The 15,508-nt window shown below is 37.7% G+C and carries 14 protein-coding genes, 3 tRNA genes and 1 riboswitch; of the genes, 4 read left to right on the top strand and 13 right to left on the bottom strand.

The window, feature by feature from the left end:
* Positions 1-255: 255 nt before the first annotated feature.
* The 6 genes from FFM62_RS02405 to yycF form a co-directional block, all read right to left on the bottom strand.
* Entirely contained in the window at positions 256-1,473 is a 1,218-nt protein-coding gene (locus tag FFM62_RS02405; RefSeq protein ID WP_115470675.1) for a S1C family serine protease, read from the bottom strand.
* Positions 1,474-1,580: 107 nt separating this feature from the next.
* Entirely contained in the window at positions 1,581-2,381 is an 801-nt protein-coding gene (locus FFM62_RS02400) for an MBL fold metallo-hydrolase (RefSeq protein WP_115470674.1), read from the bottom strand.
* A 171-nt stretch (positions 2,382-2,552) separates the two neighbouring features.
* Positions 2,553-3,371, bottom strand: a complete 819-nt coding sequence (gene yycI / locus FFM62_RS02395; protein WP_115470673.1) for a two-component system regulatory protein YycI — start codon at positions 3,369-3,371, stop codon at positions 2,553-2,555.
* Positions 3,372-4,724, bottom strand: a complete 1,353-nt coding sequence (gene yycH / locus FFM62_RS02390; protein WP_115470672.1) for a two-component system activity regulator YycH — start codon at positions 4,722-4,724, stop codon at positions 3,372-3,374. It lies immediately after the preceding gene.
* Positions 4,684-6,567 carry a cell wall metabolism sensor histidine kinase WalK gene (gene walK, locus FFM62_RS02385; RefSeq protein ID WP_115470671.1) on the bottom strand — a complete coding sequence of 628 codons (1,884 nt, stop codon included), beginning with the start codon at positions 6,565-6,567 and terminating at the stop codon, positions 4,684-4,686. Before walK ends, yycH begins: the two co-directional genes overlap by 41 nt.
* 77 nt (positions 6,568-6,644) lie before the next feature.
* Positions 6,645-7,349 (bottom strand): response regulator YycF, encoded by a 705-nt coding sequence (yycF, locus tag FFM62_RS02380; protein WP_115470670.1) that lies wholly within the window; start codon positions 7,347-7,349, stop codon positions 6,645-6,647.
* Positions 7,350-7,600: 251 nt separating this feature from the next.
* Here yycF and FFM62_RS02375 point away from each other — a divergent pair.
* Positions 7,601-7,673, top strand: a tRNA-Lys gene (locus FFM62_RS02375).
* A 94-nt stretch (positions 7,674-7,767) separates the two neighbouring features.
* Here the strand turns inward: FFM62_RS02375 and FFM62_RS02370 are convergent.
* The 5 genes from FFM62_RS02370 to FFM62_RS02350 form a co-directional block, all read right to left on the bottom strand.
* The gene (locus FFM62_RS02370) at positions 7,768-8,631 is read right to left on the bottom strand and encodes an IMP dehydrogenase (RefSeq protein ID WP_115470669.1); all 864 of its coding nucleotides are present in this window, start codon (positions 8,629-8,631) and stop codon (positions 7,768-7,770) included.
* Positions 8,631-9,785: an IMP dehydrogenase gene (gene guaB, locus FFM62_RS02365; RefSeq protein WP_115470668.1), complete on the bottom strand. Its 1,155-nt coding sequence runs from the start codon at positions 9,783-9,785 to the stop codon at positions 8,631-8,633. The genes FFM62_RS02370 and guaB overlap by 1 nt, the downstream gene beginning before the upstream one ends.
* A gap of 76 nt (positions 9,786-9,861) precedes the next feature.
* Positions 9,862-9,964, bottom strand: a riboswitch (purine riboswitch).
* Positions 9,965-10,061: 97 nt separating this feature from the next.
* Positions 10,062-10,910, bottom strand: a complete 849-nt coding sequence (locus FFM62_RS10275) for an ABC transporter permease (protein ID WP_240005902.1) — start codon at positions 10,908-10,910, stop codon at positions 10,062-10,064.
* Positions 10,911-10,963: 53 nt separating this feature from the next.
* Positions 10,964-12,631: an ABC transporter permease gene (locus FFM62_RS02355; RefSeq protein ID WP_165845877.1), complete on the bottom strand. Its 1,668-nt coding sequence runs from the start codon at positions 12,629-12,631 to the stop codon at positions 10,964-10,966.
* 1 nt (position 12,632) lies between these two features.
* Positions 12,633-13,343 carry an ABC transporter ATP-binding protein gene (locus tag FFM62_RS02350; protein WP_115470759.1) on the bottom strand — a complete coding sequence of 237 codons (711 nt, stop codon included), beginning with the start codon at positions 13,341-13,343 and terminating at the stop codon, positions 12,633-12,635.
* A gap of 124 nt (positions 13,344-13,467) precedes the next feature.
* On the opposite strand from FFM62_RS02350, the gene FFM62_RS02345 reads away from it, so the two are divergent.
* From FFM62_RS02345 to FFM62_RS02335, 3 genes are all read left to right on the top strand, one after another.
* Entirely contained in the window at positions 13,468-14,037 is a 570-nt protein-coding gene (locus tag FFM62_RS02345; protein ID WP_115470666.1) for a TetR/AcrR family transcriptional regulator, read from the top strand.
* Between the two features lie 79 nt (positions 14,038-14,116).
* Positions 14,117-14,189: transfer RNA gene (locus tag FFM62_RS02340), tRNA-Lys, on the top strand.
* Positions 14,190-14,299: 110 nt separating this feature from the next.
* Positions 14,300-14,372 (top strand) — tRNA-Lys (locus FFM62_RS02335).
* Between the two features lie 266 nt (positions 14,373-14,638).
* Here FFM62_RS02335 and FFM62_RS02330 read toward each other — a convergent pair.
* Together FFM62_RS02330 and FFM62_RS02325 are read right to left on the bottom strand one after the other, a co-directional pair.
* Entirely contained in the window at positions 14,639-15,058 is a 420-nt protein-coding gene (locus tag FFM62_RS02330; protein WP_115470665.1) for a hypothetical protein, read from the bottom strand.
* Between the two features lie 116 nt (positions 15,059-15,174).
* Positions 15,175-15,508 (bottom strand): IS3 family transposase (locus FFM62_RS02325; RefSeq protein ID WP_137604532.1); only part of this gene is annotated, 334 nt, incomplete at its 5' end.

Genomic DNA, 15,508 nt, shown 5'->3' with positions numbered 1-15,508 from the left:
GACCATCGTGCAAGAGGGGGAACGCAGCGATGGTCCACCGCCGGCTACTATCGCAACCAGCGAAGGGGGGATACATAGTTTGGAGAACTATGTAATTTTTCATATACTTTGGGGAGTAATGAATTCCACTAACAAAAGCGGATATTTATAGTATAAACAATCACTGTTTCACTTACGTTACGTAAATATTTCATTTTGTTTTACAAAATAAAAAGGTACGAATTTATTCATACCTTTCTCACATTTTATTGTTATCTATTGGGCGTTACTTAGCGAGCTCGTTGATTTATTCAACTTCACCGTCACCGTCTTTTCCTTACCACTGTGGTAGTAAGTTAACTTAACGGAATCACCAATTTTGTGTTTATACAGTACATCACGGAGCTCACCTGAATTATCGACACTCTTACCATCAACCTTGGTAATCACATCGTATTGCGTCAAGCCACCATTTGCTGCTGGATAATCTCTCTCAGTGTCAACCACGACAACACCACCTGATACACTAGCAGGCAAATGCAAAACATCGCTTTGATCACTCGTAGAAACATTACTCAAATCAACCATTGACACTCCTAAGGCCGGCCGCTCAATCTTACCATTCTTCTCTAGCTCATTAATAATGCTTACGACCGTATTTGAAGGAATTGCAAAGCCCATCCCTTCGACAGATGTCCCATCTTCTGAGGATGCTAATTTCATTGAATTAATACCAACTACTTGGCCAGCCAAGTTAACTAGCGGACCACCTGAATTTCCAGGATTAATAGCTGCATCAGTTTGCAAAACGGTTGCTTTCCCTAATGAATTACCACTCTCATCAGTTGCATCAACTTGTCGTTTTGTCGCTGAAACGATTCCCTCTGTCACTGACGTTGCATAGTCAGAACCTAGTGGTGAACCAATAGCCAGCACTGATTGTCCAGCCTCGGCCTTAGACGAATCGGCAAAATCGGCAACTTCCTTAATTTTATTTGCTGACACCTTTAATACTGCCAAATCGGTTTGCTCATCAGTACCAACTAATTTAGCCGTTAACTTTGTACCATCACTCAACAAGACTTGGATAGCATTTGAATCCGAAACAACATGGTTATTCGTCACAATATAGGCCGTGTTATTATTCTTTTTATAAATAACACCTGAACCTTCTGAGGCCGTCTCAAGATCAGACGAATCGCTATCAGACGAATCACCAGTTATACCACCATACATGCCTGACTGTAGCGACTGTTGTTTTTGTAGGTTAATAACTGAAACGACCGCACCAGACACATTCTTAAATGCCTTAGTCGCACTTGAAGTTCCTTTAACATTATTGTCGTTCACTTTGACAGCGGTCGTCTTACTAGACGTTTCGGCTGCCTGGTTGTCCTGTGAAAAATATGTCACACCCCCGGCAGCAGCTCCCCCACCAATCAATCCAGCGACGACACTCATTACCACAATTTTTGTTCCTGATGATAATTTCATATTTATGCCCCGTATCTTATGTTTCCCTGTTTTAATTTTTGTTTGTCTATGTAACCACGATTTTAAGACATTCCCCTTTAAATCGCCTTAACTCATGGTGATTTATCCTATATTTGAATCAATTGCGTTGCAACAGACGGATCCGTATCTAATAAACCGAAATCATGATCAACACCAAAATCGTGTTCCTCCAATACTGATTGTACGGTTAAGTGCGCTAGTGGTTTTTGGTTATTTTCTTGACTTAAGTGTCCTAAATAGACATGTTTTGTACGATTACCAAGAATTTGTGTCAAGGCCAATGCACCATCCTCATTAGACAAATGACCTTGATCACTCAAAATACGTTGCTTCAACGGCCAAGCATAACTGCCCATGCGTAACATTTCATAATCATGGTTAGCTTCCATTAGAATAGCATCCGAATTTTTAATGACACCAATCGTCCGGTCATTCACGTACCCGGTATCCGTTAACATAGCAAAGGTTTTATTATCATGGTGGAAGGCGTAAAACTGTGGGTCAGCTGCATCATGAGATACACTGAAACTCTCAATATCCAAGTCTCCCATTAACTTGGTGCGACCTGGTTCAAATAATTGCATCTGATCTGGATTGATTTTACCAATCTTATTTTGCATGGCCGCCCATGTCTTTTGATTAGCATAGATATCCATCCCGTATTTACGGGCCAAAACACCAACACCTGCGATATGATCGCTATGTTCATGGGTCACAAACAAAGCATCCACATCTGTCAAGGACCGTCCTATCTGAGCCATTAAACCAGCTATTTTCTTACCAGATAATCCCGCGTCCACCAGTACATTATGCTGTGGCGTTTCAATAAACGTCACATTACCTTTACTACCAGATGCTAACATTGATACTTTAAAATCGTTCGCCATTCCTAACTCCTTACTAAATGAAAATACGACGTCTCCTGTCAAAGTATACTTAGAAGCCCGCAATCCACTAATTTTTGTGAGATTACGGGCAACCAAGAAAAGGCAACGATGTCAACGCGCTTTTCATCTATGATTCCACTATAAGTTATATTCTAACACGTGATGGAATATTTATTTCATAATCGACCCATTTATTGCATTAACAGTAATCAGGGTCGTTTCTTTATTACTGGTTTCTACTAGGAATTGCCAGACAGGTATAAAAATAATATCATCTTTGACTGTTGTTAATGGTGCATAACCTAATTTTGACAATTTAACCGTACTATTATTAGGTAATTCATTGTATTGATAGAGATTTATCAAAGCCTGTTTCTCAGAAATCAATTGCATATCATCTCGTAAGAACTGCAATTGATTAACATATTGCTGCTCGTATTTTTGTAGACGATGCTTACTATCAACTTCAAAAACGATTTGCGCCTGGCCAGTCACAAGAGTGTGATTATCTGATGGTACTTTTTCTACATAAGCATAAAGTTTTGCAGATGTATTTTCTTTAGCCCGCACGAGTTCGGTCATCTTCTGACTATATTGATACTCATCACCTTTAATAACCCGATTACCTTTGGCGACTAATTTATCTAAAGCTACACGATCGCTATCTTCATCCGTACCTAATTGCACATCTGTGGCTGGTATGACTACCAATTGGTCATCTGAAAATAATGATTGCCAACCTGACTTCAACTCTTTTTTCTGATTAGCAAGTTCTTGTTTACCACTTTTACCTGCCAAATACGAACCCGTATGGCGATTCTGTGACAATTTACCATAGGAAATCCCATCATCACTCATTTCATCTAGTATTTGCTGATCAGTCGTACGATTATCGCTAAATGGATATTCCTGTACCCACTGCACACCTAAAAAAATATCTACCGCAACAAACACTACCAAGAAGGCCGCTAAGACTTTTTTAAAATCCATTTAATGACCTCCCTGCTCACTTTTAACTTGCTCATTGACTGACCGCCAAACATGATCTTGTTCAAAACACCATTCTGGGTTCAACGTAACGATCTGATTATCCGTGTCTAATTGCCAACGATAGCCAATTGTCATTTGCTCAATATCATCCCTAGCTACACCAACACTTTGTAATTTAGCCATTGCATCGTTCATCGGTTCAAGATTAACTTGATTTTTTTGATCCGTTGGCAGGGGTACTCGCAACGAATATTGCGACATACCAATTCGTTCATGGTTATTAGGTAATTGTTTAACACGCACAGTCCCATACGCCGTCTGACCAAAAATCGGTAAACCATTAACAAACAAACGATAGGTTAAAGTTTGCCCTTGATCGTGCTCTTCAAAGTAATACAAATTATCAGCATTTTGATGCAGACGCAACAACCAGCGATAGCCTTCACTTTGTCGCTGACTAAGACTATTTACATCACGATTAATATTATAAGCATCGTAGTTAATAAGTCCCGTTGTTACGTTATGTTGCATCCGCCTGTTATCACCGTTAGAATACGTTAAAATTTCTTGACCATTGTTAACATCACGCGTCCCGCCATCTGAAAACAGCTTGGTCAATCTTGACACAGTACTATCGACATCTAACAAATAACTGTAACTTTGTAAGTTAACCGACGTTGTCGTGGCTGCCATCACATGTTTGCCAACCCACTGATAACTAACATCGGCCGTCTTTTTGCCCGGTTTTAGATGTTGCAACTTTTTTGGTGCATTTGAAATTTGATAAGTATAACGTTTACGATGTCGATCATCGTAAAAATAGAATTTATTGCTATCACCCTGCGGTACCTGCACATGATTAATCGTGGCATTATTAGCTAGCTTGATACGCTTACCAAAAATAGACTTGATCACATGTCCAGAAACCGCATCAGGAAAAGTCATCACAATTGAATTTTCTTGCGAAAGTGAATCAAGATAATTTTGTTTATTTAATACCTCGTTCGATTTATAGCCAGCATCCCAATCTTTTACACGGTCAACAATTTTTGCATATAACGTCCGATAATCAATCACGCTGATTTTTTCGTCCGATTGATTAAAAACCAATTGTGAAATGCTATAGACACTTGTTAAATTTTCACCAGTCGCATTTTCTTGAGCTGTTTCATTAGCTCTTTGTTGTTTCGTGGACTGACCAGGACTGTACCATAATTGGATCGACAGGAATATGCTGATCAGTATCGCAATAACCAATGCAATAATCACACCATAGCGTTGCCTAAAATATCTAATATTAACTCGCCATTGCTTATTCTTCTTCATCCCAAGCACCATCGTCCCATTCATCATCTAGTTCATCATATGGCTCATATGGTAATGCAATTGAGAATGTTGAACCTTCACCTTCAGTTGATTCTACCCATACACGACCACCAAAACGCTCGATAATTTCCTTCGAGATAGCCAATCCAAGTCCGGTACCACCTTGCGCTCTAGAACGCGCTTTATCAACACGGAAAAAGCGATCAAAAATTTGTTTCATGTTTGCCTTTGGAATACCTAGACCTTGATCCGTAATACTCAAAACAACCTCACTATCACGATCTTCCAAGCGAGCAGTAATAACACCACCATCAGGTGAATACTTAATCGCATTGTTCATAATATTATCAATAACCTGCGTGAATTTCGACGTATCAATTTCTACCCATATTTGCAGCTTAGGAATCATACGCTTAATCGTATAATATTTCTCAGGCTTATCATCATTGGCAATAATCATATCAAAACGATCCAAAATATAATTAAACAATTCGGCAATATTAATATACTCTTCCTCAATCTTCATGGTTCCTGAATCCATACGCGACAATTCTAGTAAATCATTAATCATATGAATCATACGAGTTGTTTCATCCTGAGCAACATGTAAGAAACTATGGGCAACCTCAGGATCATCCACCGCACCATCTTGTAAGGCATCAACATATGATTTAACAGAAGTCAACGGTGTTCGCAACTCATGCGAAACATTCGAAACGAATTGACGCCGCTCACGTTCAGTACGTTGTTGTTCCGTAACGTCATGCAGTACAATAACTAATCCTGAAATGAATCCAGATGATCGTTCAATCAGACTAAAGTATGCGCGAATCATTAATGGATGTTCATCCGTACTAAAATCTAGTAACAACTCATGTCGATTATCTAATAGATCACGTAAACTATATTGATTAGCAATACGTAAAACATCCAAAATCGAACGTCCATTAGCCGCTTTATTTTCCGGTATACCTGTCATCCGTAAAGCAGCAATATTGATAATGTTGATATTACCACGTCGATCCGTGGCAATGACCCCATCAGTCATGTGTTCCAAAACAGAGTCCAGACGTCGACGTTCAAAGTCCATCGAATTAGTCGTTTCTTCGATTCGTTCAGCTAAGACATTCACATCTTGCGCTAACTTACCAATTTCATCATTTGTGCGAACAACAATACCACCAGAATAATCTCCTTGGGCAATTTTAGCCGTTCTAGCACTAATTTCGGCAATTGGTCGCGTAATACTACGCGAAATAAAAATCGCCATAATAATTCCCAAAACAACTGCAAAAACTAATGAAGCAAAATAAATGTATGATATCTTCGTTAGATTATCATAAACAGATTCTAAGCTGGCACGGACAATAACGACACCAACGACATTACTTTCTCCGTTCACTGTACTAACTAGTGGTTTAACAACTAATTGATAACGTGTCCCATTATTCGTAACAATGGGGTTTTTCCGATATTTATTACCGTCAATAGCCGCTTTAATATTTTTATCAGTCGTCTTCTGACCAATTTTATCTTGGTTATTAACGTCATCTGTTCCACGCAATACCCCTGCCGTATCAAAGACCTGAACTTCTGAAATTGCCGCATTGTTCGTCGAGTTCAGAATCGTATGCACATTCTGATTCACTTTCGATTGGCTATTACTAGCTAATTGTTGTGTCAAAGAATCATCAACATACGCAGGCAAGGCAATTTGATCACGAAAAGATGCTAAACTTTGCTGTTCCAACTGGCGCACAAAAAAGGCACCAACTAATTCCAAAGTAACAATTAATGTTAGCGTAAATACTAGTGCAATTTTAAAGTGAATGGATGAAAAAAAGCGACGCCATTTGCGACTACTTTGCATATATATTGCCTTCCTTAATTACGAAAAAGGCTAGTCCCATGCCACTCGGCAAGGCACTAGCCTTTAAATTTAATGATCTATTCTTCTGAAGCTTTCAGATAATAACCAACACCACGACGTGTCATCAAAATTTGTGGATGACTTGGGGTTTCTTCAATTTTTTCACGGATACGTCGTACGGTAACATCTACTGTACGTACATCACCAAAATAATCATAACCCCATACCGTTTGTAGTAAATCATCACGTGTCATAACTTGTCCAATATGTTTTGACAAATGATGCAACAATTCAAACTCACGGTGGGTCAATTCAATATCTTGTCCGTTTTTAGAAACCATATAGGCATCGGGGTGGATAGTTAATGCACCGATTTTAATATCACTACTATCATCGATTTGACCTGATTGGCCAGAAACTGGTGATTGGCGACGTAAATTAGCCTTGATTCGCGCTAATAATTCTCGATTTGAAAAAGGCTTTGTGACGTAATCATCTGCACCCATTTCTAATCCAAGCACTTTGTCAATTTCCGAATCCTTAGCAGTAACCATGATAACTGGTGTCTGAGATTTTGTCCGAATTTGACGTAATACTTCAGTTCCTTCAACTTCAGGTAACATTTGATCAAGCAAAACCAAGTCCGGTTCCTCACTCTCAAATAAATCTAAAGCTTCACGACCATCCATCGCCACAGCGACATCATAACCTTCTTTAGTTAAATTAAATTTTATAATATCTGAGATAGGCTTTTCGTCATCTACGACCAATATTTTACTCATCACTATATCCTCCCAGGAGTGGGTCTCTGGTTGATATTATATCATGCAAGTAGGTTTTACCAAAATAAAACTTTATCAAAAATTTAAAAAACTAACAAAAACGGCCGACCATTCTTAACTTTTAACCTATATTCCATCGTCAAAGTTCCTGACTGTGCAAAAAATAATAGCATTTTCCTATTTATCACTTGCATTATTTTTTCTCAGGTGGTATATTATTATTCGTTGTGGCGAAACAACATCATTCATTTGGACAAGTAGCTCAGTTGGTAGAGCAACGGACTCTTAATCCGTGGGTCCAGGGTTCGAGCCCCTGCTTGTCCACTAATATAGAAAACCGTCGGGATTTTTATTCCGACGGTTTTTTACTAATTATTGTTATTAACCGTTACCATCATTTACCATCATTAGTTCAAACTTAGACATGATGATAATTTGGTGCAGCCTTAATTGATGCAATATCATGCGGATGACTTTCAGTTAAACCAGCTGAAGTAATTTGCACAAATTGTGCTTTTTGACGTAACGTTTCAACATTATCCGATCCTGTATAACCCATACCTGATCGCAAACCACCACTAATTTGAAAAAGATTATCAGAAATACTATCTGTTATCATTTTTTCATCAATCATCGTTGCCACCGCACCAGCAGCCAACGCCTTAACCACATCACCAGTATATTGGATATCCGAACCAAGAATAACGTTTTTATCAAACTCGGCCGCTTGTTCTGCAAAATTCATAACGGTGGTAACCGTATGCTGCAATGGCTGACTAGTTGTTGTACCAATAATAATTGTGTCTGCACCTGCTAATAATGATTGCTTTGCAATTTCCAAATCATTTATTGGGCCAACCCATATCGGCAATGCTGTATGCCTATTTTTAATATCAATAATATTATTTCCTAAAAGTTTTTGATCGGCCGTAGGTAAAATTTGAATCACGTCCGTCCCGGCTTGGACCAGTTCATTAACCGTTATCATTAATTGATCATCAGCCATTACTGATGTACCAACTAAATAATGGTTGTTTATCTGCTTAATGGTTGCCACGTTTCCGGGCGTTGATAAGTGTTCTGGTAATATCGCCAGAGTACCCGCTTCAGCAAACTTGATGGCTCTTGGTACTGTTGCAAATTTTGTCGCCCCAATAACTGGAATTGATAATTTAATATTTTTAGCAACTTGGGCACTAATATCAATCTCATTGGGTAATACATCTGATACACTCGGTACCAGTAAGACCTCATCAAGTCCTAGTCTATTATGGCTAAACATTATACAAGTTCCTCCTTATTATTTTGTATGATTCGAACATTCTGTGGCACTCTGGCATAATCTTGTGTATCTGTCATAGCTATCAGGCGACCATTCTTAGCAGCTTGTGAGATAGCGTGAAACCCACCATTAATCAAATTTTTGGCTACCACTGCTAATAATGGCTGCAACACATCAAGTAACGTCCCTTTGTACATCGTCTGCCCTTCAATACCTTCTGGTACCATCTTATTAGCCTCGTTAACTTCGCCTTGAAAATAACGATCTTTTGAACCATTCTGCATGGCAGAAATTGACCCCATGCCTCGATAGGCTTTGAAGCGGCACCCACTATTTTTATCCGTAAATACCTCACCAGGAGTTTCCAAAGTACCTGCAAGAACTGACCCTAACATAATCGCGTGACCACCAGCTAAAATAGCTTTCGTCATATCTGTTGATGTTTTGACACCACCATCAGCAATAATGGCTTTCCCATATTCTTTGGCAGCTTCTGCTGCAGCGGCTATTGCTGAAATTTGGGGAACCCCTACCCCAGAAACCACCCGTGTTGTACAAATTAATCCAGGGCCAATGCCAACCTTGGCGACATCGGCACCCGCATCATACAAAGCACTAGCACCAGCCTTAGTAGCAATATTGCCAGCAATAATATTGATTTGAGGAAAAGCATCACGAACCGCTCGAACTTTACGCAAGACACCTTCAGAATGACCATGGGCCGAATCAAGAACAATTGCATCAGCACCCGCCGCTACCAAAGCATGTACCCGCTCCAGTGTATTTGATGTCACACCAACTGCACCAGCAACGATTAAGCGTCCTTTCTGATCGACAGCCGCATTGGGATTCATCGTCAAGTCAACTTTTTCATCTTTAACAGCCCGTATTTCTGCCGCCTGATCTGAAATCAACATGTTCTTGTGAATAACACCCAAGCCACCAAATTTCGCCAGGGCAATTGCCATGGGAGACTCAGTCACTGTATCCATCGCCGCCGACAAAATCGGTCGATTTAATGTCAGTGTTGGCGTAAGTATAGTTTGCATCGATATTTCATCTTGCTCATTTCCTAATGTATTTTCTGGTAGCGAGACATCCTCAAAAGTTAAGCCCATTGGTACAAATTTATTTGCAATACTATAATTAGCCATCATTTCCTCCGTTTTTGTATAAAAAAAGCATTTGTAGGATTCTATAGAATCCTACAAATGCTAGTTAACCAGATAGTTTCACTAAACAATTGTGGATTGTCGCCTATTATCGGGTAGGCGGTAGAAACTTGTTAGCCCATTTATCTAACGATTAAATCTACAAGGTTGTTCATATTTATTTATCAGTTGATTCTACTAGGCTTCTCCAAAAATGCAAGCGCTAATTTTAAATAAAAATCTACCGATACGTGACACGAATGGCTAGATAAATAATAATCAATTAACACTCTTTAACGCGTCTAACATATCCACTGCATCAATTTTTCTCTTCATCAATATCGCAACTAAGCCAGTAAACAATATGATTAATAGCGCCGCAATACCAAATATTTGCCAGGAAATACCCGGTACTGACAACACATTTTCAGGGGTAATGATTGTCATCAAATAGGCATGTACAAATACACCACCCATAAAACCAACAATTAAGCCTGCAAATGTTAAAATAATGGTTTCTCGATAAATATACGCTAAAACTTCCTTAGGATAAAATCCTAAAACTTTGATAGTTGAGAGCTCTCTAATTCTTTCAGAAACATTAATATTGGTTAGTGTATAGAGGACAATAAATGCAAGAATTGCACTGACCACAACAATCACCCACACAACCTTAGTCAAACTCTTCAGAATACTATCAATCGTTTCTTTTGTATCATCAGAATTAATAACAGTTACCGAAGACGAAACCTTATTTAATTTTTTACTTACCTGATCAGCCCGTTTACTATTGTTCAACTTAATAAGGTATGCATTGGTACGATACTTTTGATTAAATATTTTTGTATAATACGAATGCGACATATAGATGGCATGACCAGTATAATTTTGGGTAATGTTAGCAATCCTAACTTGGTACTGATGTTGTTGCGCATCCTTAACAGTAAAATGATCACCAACCACAAGATTTTGTATCTTAGCCAGTTTGCTACTAATGGTGATACCATCCTGTTTCAAGTCGATCCTTTGGTTATTTTTCGACTTCAAACTAATAAATCTTGCAAGATTATCATTGTCAGCAACAATCATTGGCACGCTCTGTAAATCCTGAATATTCGGCACTGCCACTGTGATATTCTCAAAATAAGCAGACTTATAATCAGAAATATTTTTGTCACTGCTTACTTTTTACCATAATCATCTGCATTCTTTGCTTTATTATTAAACACACCTAATAATTGGTAATGCGTAATTTCTCCGTATTGAACCGGAACCATTTTGTTCAACGACTGTTGCATACCAAAACCCGTAATCAGCATAGCAGTACTACCTGCAACACCAAGTATCGTCATCCACATTCGACCTTTGTATCGGAAAATATTTCTGGCAGTCACTTTACGTGAAAAGGAAAGTTTATTCCATAACCAAGTTAGATGTTCTAAGAGAATTTTTTTACCCGTAGTTGGCGCCTTAGGTAACATAATCACCGTTGTTTGCTGTGCTAATAAAGGCTTTATTGCTAGAAATACAGCAAATACTGTACTTAGCAAGGTCAACACAAACGCAACAAGTACCGGTGTTATGTGCCATGTCAAATAAACATCATTTAAAACATAATTGGCTGCAAATGAATTAAATATCACTTTAGGCAAAATAATCAAACCAAGGCCAGCACCAATAATAGTCCCTACGATACTGGTTAATCCAGCATATAAATAATATTCAGAGGCAATCTTATAATTACTATACCCCAATGCTTTGAGTGTACCAATTTCGACTCTTTTTTCTTCTACCATACGACGCATAACAGTAAAACTAACCATTAAGGCAACGGCAAAAAAGAAAATAGGAAATGTATTTGATAATCCTGTAATTCGCTTAGCATCACTACCCATGTCACTATAACCAACTGAAAACTGACCACGTGATTGCGCTGTATATTCTAATTGACTAATCGTATCTTTTTGAGTTTCCGCCTGATTAATTTGATCAGCAAGTTCTGCTTGCTTGTTATTTAGCGTCTGCAAAGCAGTATCATTTGATGTGAGGGCTTTTTGTTTTGATAATACCGTTTGCGTTGCTTGCGCCTGATTGATTTTATCATCAATATCACTTACTAGGTTATTTCTTCTTTGCTCACTCAAATTGTTTAATTTATTTTGTAAATGAGTAACTTTATGACGAAGCGCATACTCATACTTATCCTGATAAGCCTTACCTGACAAATTTTTAAACTTAATTTGCAAAATATTGGGATCAGCATTCGTAAAAGAAGATTTTTTAACCCCTGCAAAGGCATCTATTTTACCATCACCCAGATTCGTTTGACCTAAGTTATTCTTCTTCATATAAGCACTACTAGTTGCAAAACCAACAATTTTAAACTGTTTGCTTTTTAAATCATCATTATGCTCAATGTTAATTTTTTGACCAATATTGTAACTATCTTTGAGTTGTTCACCCAAAACAATTTCATTACTTTTCTTTGGTTGATGTCCTTGCGTTATAACTAACTTTGATATTTTTTCTGGTATAGAAATAATATCAATCACATGTTTACCATCACTAGTTAAACTAGTCGTCTGCAACCCTTTAGAAATGCTTTTGACGGTTTTATCATTCTGAATATCGGTTATCTCAGAACTAGAAAAACCTAATGAATTACTTAACTGTGCATCGGCTAAATTAGCCTGCGCATATTCATGACGCATCGTTTGATTCATATCAGGTGTCGTTGCCTTTAAACCAACAAAAACAAACACTGCTAATGCTAATAGTAATGTTATTGAAAAAAATCTAGCTTTAGAAGCTTTTAACTCACGTAGCATATTTAAATTTATTTTTGACATACTACCACTCCAAATCTTCAACCGGAATTTTATGGTCGTTAAAAACATCTTGTTTAATTTTACCGTCAACAATTTCAATAACATGGTCAGCCATCGGCTTGATCAAACTATTATGCGTGACAATAATAACGTTTTTTCCAGTATCATTTACATAATCTTGAAATATCTTTAGTATTTTCTTACCAGTGTGATAGTCTAATGCTCCTGTAGGTTCATCGGCTAAAAGTAAAGCTGGGTTTTTGGCAATTGCTCTAGCGACTGCCACTCGCTGTTGTTCGCCACCACTCATCTGTGGCGGAAAATTATTCATTCTTTTTCCTAACCCAACAGATTTCATAGCTTCTTTTGCATCAATCGGATCTTGAGCAATTTCATTAGCTAATTCCACATTCTCTAAAGCTGTTAAGTTGGGAATGAGGTTATAAAACTGAAATACAAAACCCACCTCTTGGCGACGATAAGTTGTCCTTTGCTTTTCAGAAAAGCCAGAAATATCCGACCCATTAATCCATACTTCACCTTCTGAAACACTGTCCATGCCCCCTAAAGTATTGAGTAAGGTAGATTTCCCGGCCCCTGACGAACCAACAATAATAGTTAGTTCACCACGTTTAATAGTAAAACTTAAATCATCATTAGCGCGTACTTCATTATCCTGATGTGCATTATATATTTTTGAAACATTTGATAATCGGATAAGCTCCTCTGACATTTGCATTTACGCTCCTCACCTTTTAAAATTAAAACCAACAACCTGTTGGTTTTAATTTTACAAAGACAAATGAAATTGGACAACCAACAAAGTCGTTCAATATGTTGAATTAAGAGGTTTAATTATGGAACACGCTAAAATAAGACATTCCAAAAATAAAATTAGAAACGCCTTACTAACTATGTTGCAGGAAAAATCAATCGAAAAGATCACCGTTAGCGATTTAACTAAAAAAGCCCGGGTGAATCGAAGTACTTTTTATAGTCACTACGCTGATAAGTTTGATTTAATAGCTGACTTAGAAGCTTACTTCATTTATGAAATAGATACTACGCTTACAACAACATTTAAGAACAATTCAATTGAAGATGCGGTCGTTCTGTCGATTCAAAAGATAATTGATTTTGCGTTAGAACCAGACAACTTTAACTTCCTAAAGATAATGCTATCGCCAAATGGCGATCCGAAATTTGCAAATAAAATCACCCAATCAATCAGTAACCAGATTACTTTAGTATCTGAAGTAGATAATCATCTATCAATATATATCAAACGTTTTGTTTCTCGTGGTTTAATAGAATTGGTCATTACATGGATTGGTGATAATGACAGACCAGATAAACAAACATTCATAGACTTAATTAAAAAGTCACAACTGTTGTCCCCTGTACAATTGGTTCTTAATCATAGTTAATTGGATAAACAAAAAGCTTGCACACATTCGTTTTATATGATATAGTTATTTTTGTTGTTGTGAGACAATTAGTTCATTTGGACAAGTAGCTCAGTTGGTAGAGCAACGGACTCTTAATCCGTGGGTCCAGGGTTCGAGCCCCTGCTTGTCCACTACGTAAAGACTGATATAAAGTCAGTCTTTTTTATTTTAAAAAACTCTTGCACATATACTTATTATATGATATATTATTATTTGTTGTTGCGAGACAATTGATTCATTTGGACAAGTAGCTCAGTTGGTAGAGCAACGGACTCTTAATCCGTGGGTCCAGGGTTCGAGCCCCTGCTTGTCCACTACTTTAAAGGGAATGACTTTTAGGTCATTCCCTTTTTCTGTGTCTAAAGATCATGCATAACAACTTTGTCGTTCTTTGCCTATACCCTATTTTCATGCCGAAAGCGGCTACAAGGGTTATCGCTAGCTTTATTATGCAGCGCAAACGATAATAAAATAAAAAACTAGAACACTTTTCTTTGCACCAGTCTAAAATAGATCAATTTTAATTACTTATTATCTGAAATCTTTTGTTGCACATTAACCGTTGCTTCTGCTGTATCAATCAAACGTTCAATATTATCTTCATTAGCATCCCCCCTGGATACTTGGCTTGCAACTCTTCTTCATACGTATCAACATATGAATCCTCAAAGGCATCAACTGCATCTTCAACAGACGCTGTCTTAATCAAATCACCCTTCTGCTCTTTAATAAATTTATCAAGATCATTGCTTACACGCTTAGTGACTTCTTCTTGTGAAGGCAATGCGACAGAGCTACTATTTTGTGTGTCATTACTTTGACTGCTTACAGAAGAACTACTTGAATTCTGCTTTAGCGATGAAGCACGTGATTCACTATAGCTTGATTCATACTGATCCTCCGATTTATCAGTTTGGTAATCCGAAACGTAATGAACACCGACTCCACCTACGACAACACCTACAACAAATACTAAGATATACATTAATATTTTTTTCATAATCTCCCCCTTGTATTAGCATTATAACTAACAATACTCGGAAAATCGATTAAAACGAGTCAAAAAAAGCCGAGACATTTCTGCCTTGAACTGAACCCCAAAAATTGGAGAGAAGTTTAAGCAACTAGCTGGTCGGAAAGACTTCGGTATTGAACCAGAGTTTTTCCGGCCAGCTTTGTTTTAATCCGCTTATTGTTGTAGTAATAGATATAATTATTGACGGCAGACTTCAGCTCGTCATAGTTTTGATAATGGTTATTATGGACAGTTCCTACCTTCAAGAGATGAAAGAAGCTCTCCGCCATAGCATTATCTAGACAGGTCGCTTTGCGACTCATACTTTGAAACACTTGGTTGTTCTGCAAACGTGAGACATATTCATAATTTTGATACTGGAATCCCTGGTCAGAGTGGATTGTTAAACGGTAATTTAATTTGGGTCTAGTATTT

It is taken from the genome of Weissella thailandensis, assembly GCF_005405465.1.
Classification (GTDB): Bacteria; Bacillota; Bacilli; order Lactobacillales; family Lactobacillaceae; genus Weissella; species Weissella thailandensis.
This window is presented reverse-complemented; position numbering and strand designations above follow the sequence as displayed.

What these genes read in the sequence shown, in the direction of transcription:
- FFM62_RS02355 (WP_165845877.1), bottom strand. Translation starts at nt 12,631, where the DNA reads ATGTCAAAAATAAATTTAAATATGCTACGTGAGTTAAAAGCTTCTAAA.
- yycH (WP_115470672.1), bottom strand. Translation starts at nt 4,724, where the DNA reads ATGATGAATGGGACGATGGTGCTTGGGATGAAGAAGAATAAGCAATGG.
- FFM62_RS02330 (WP_115470665.1), bottom strand. Translation starts at nt 15,058, where the DNA reads ATGAAAAAAATATTAATGTATATCTTAGTATTTGTTGTAGGTGTTGTC.
- FFM62_RS02345 (WP_115470666.1), top strand. Translation starts at nt 13,468, where the DNA reads ATGGAACACGCTAAAATAAGACATTCCAAAAATAAAATTAGAAACGCC.
- yycF (WP_115470670.1), bottom strand. Translation starts at nt 7,349, where the DNA reads ATGAGTAAAATATTGGTCGTAGATGACGAAAAGCCTATCTCAGATATT.
- FFM62_RS02370 (WP_115470669.1), bottom strand. Translation starts at nt 8,631, where the DNA reads ATGTTTAGCCATAATAGACTAGGACTTGATGAGGTCTTACTGGTACCG.
- guaB (WP_115470668.1), bottom strand. Translation starts at nt 9,785, where the DNA reads ATGGCTAATTATAGTATTGCAAATAAATTTGTACCAATGGGCTTAACT.
- walK (WP_115470671.1), bottom strand. Translation starts at nt 6,567, where the DNA reads ATGCAAAGTAGTCGCAAATGGCGTCGCTTTTTTTCATCCATTCACTTT.
- FFM62_RS02405 (WP_115470675.1), bottom strand. Translation starts at nt 1,473, where the DNA reads ATGAAATTATCATCAGGAACAAAAATTGTGGTAATGAGTGTCGTCGCT.
- FFM62_RS02350 (WP_115470759.1), bottom strand. Translation starts at nt 13,343, where the DNA reads ATGTCAGAGGAGCTTATCCGATTATCAAATGTTTCAAAAATATATAAT.
- yycI (WP_115470673.1), bottom strand. Translation starts at nt 3,371, where the DNA reads ATGGATTTTAAAAAAGTCTTAGCGGCCTTCTTGGTAGTGTTTGTTGCG.
- FFM62_RS02400 (WP_115470674.1), bottom strand. Translation starts at nt 2,381, where the DNA reads ATGGCGAACGATTTTAAAGTATCAATGTTAGCATCTGGTAGTAAAGGT.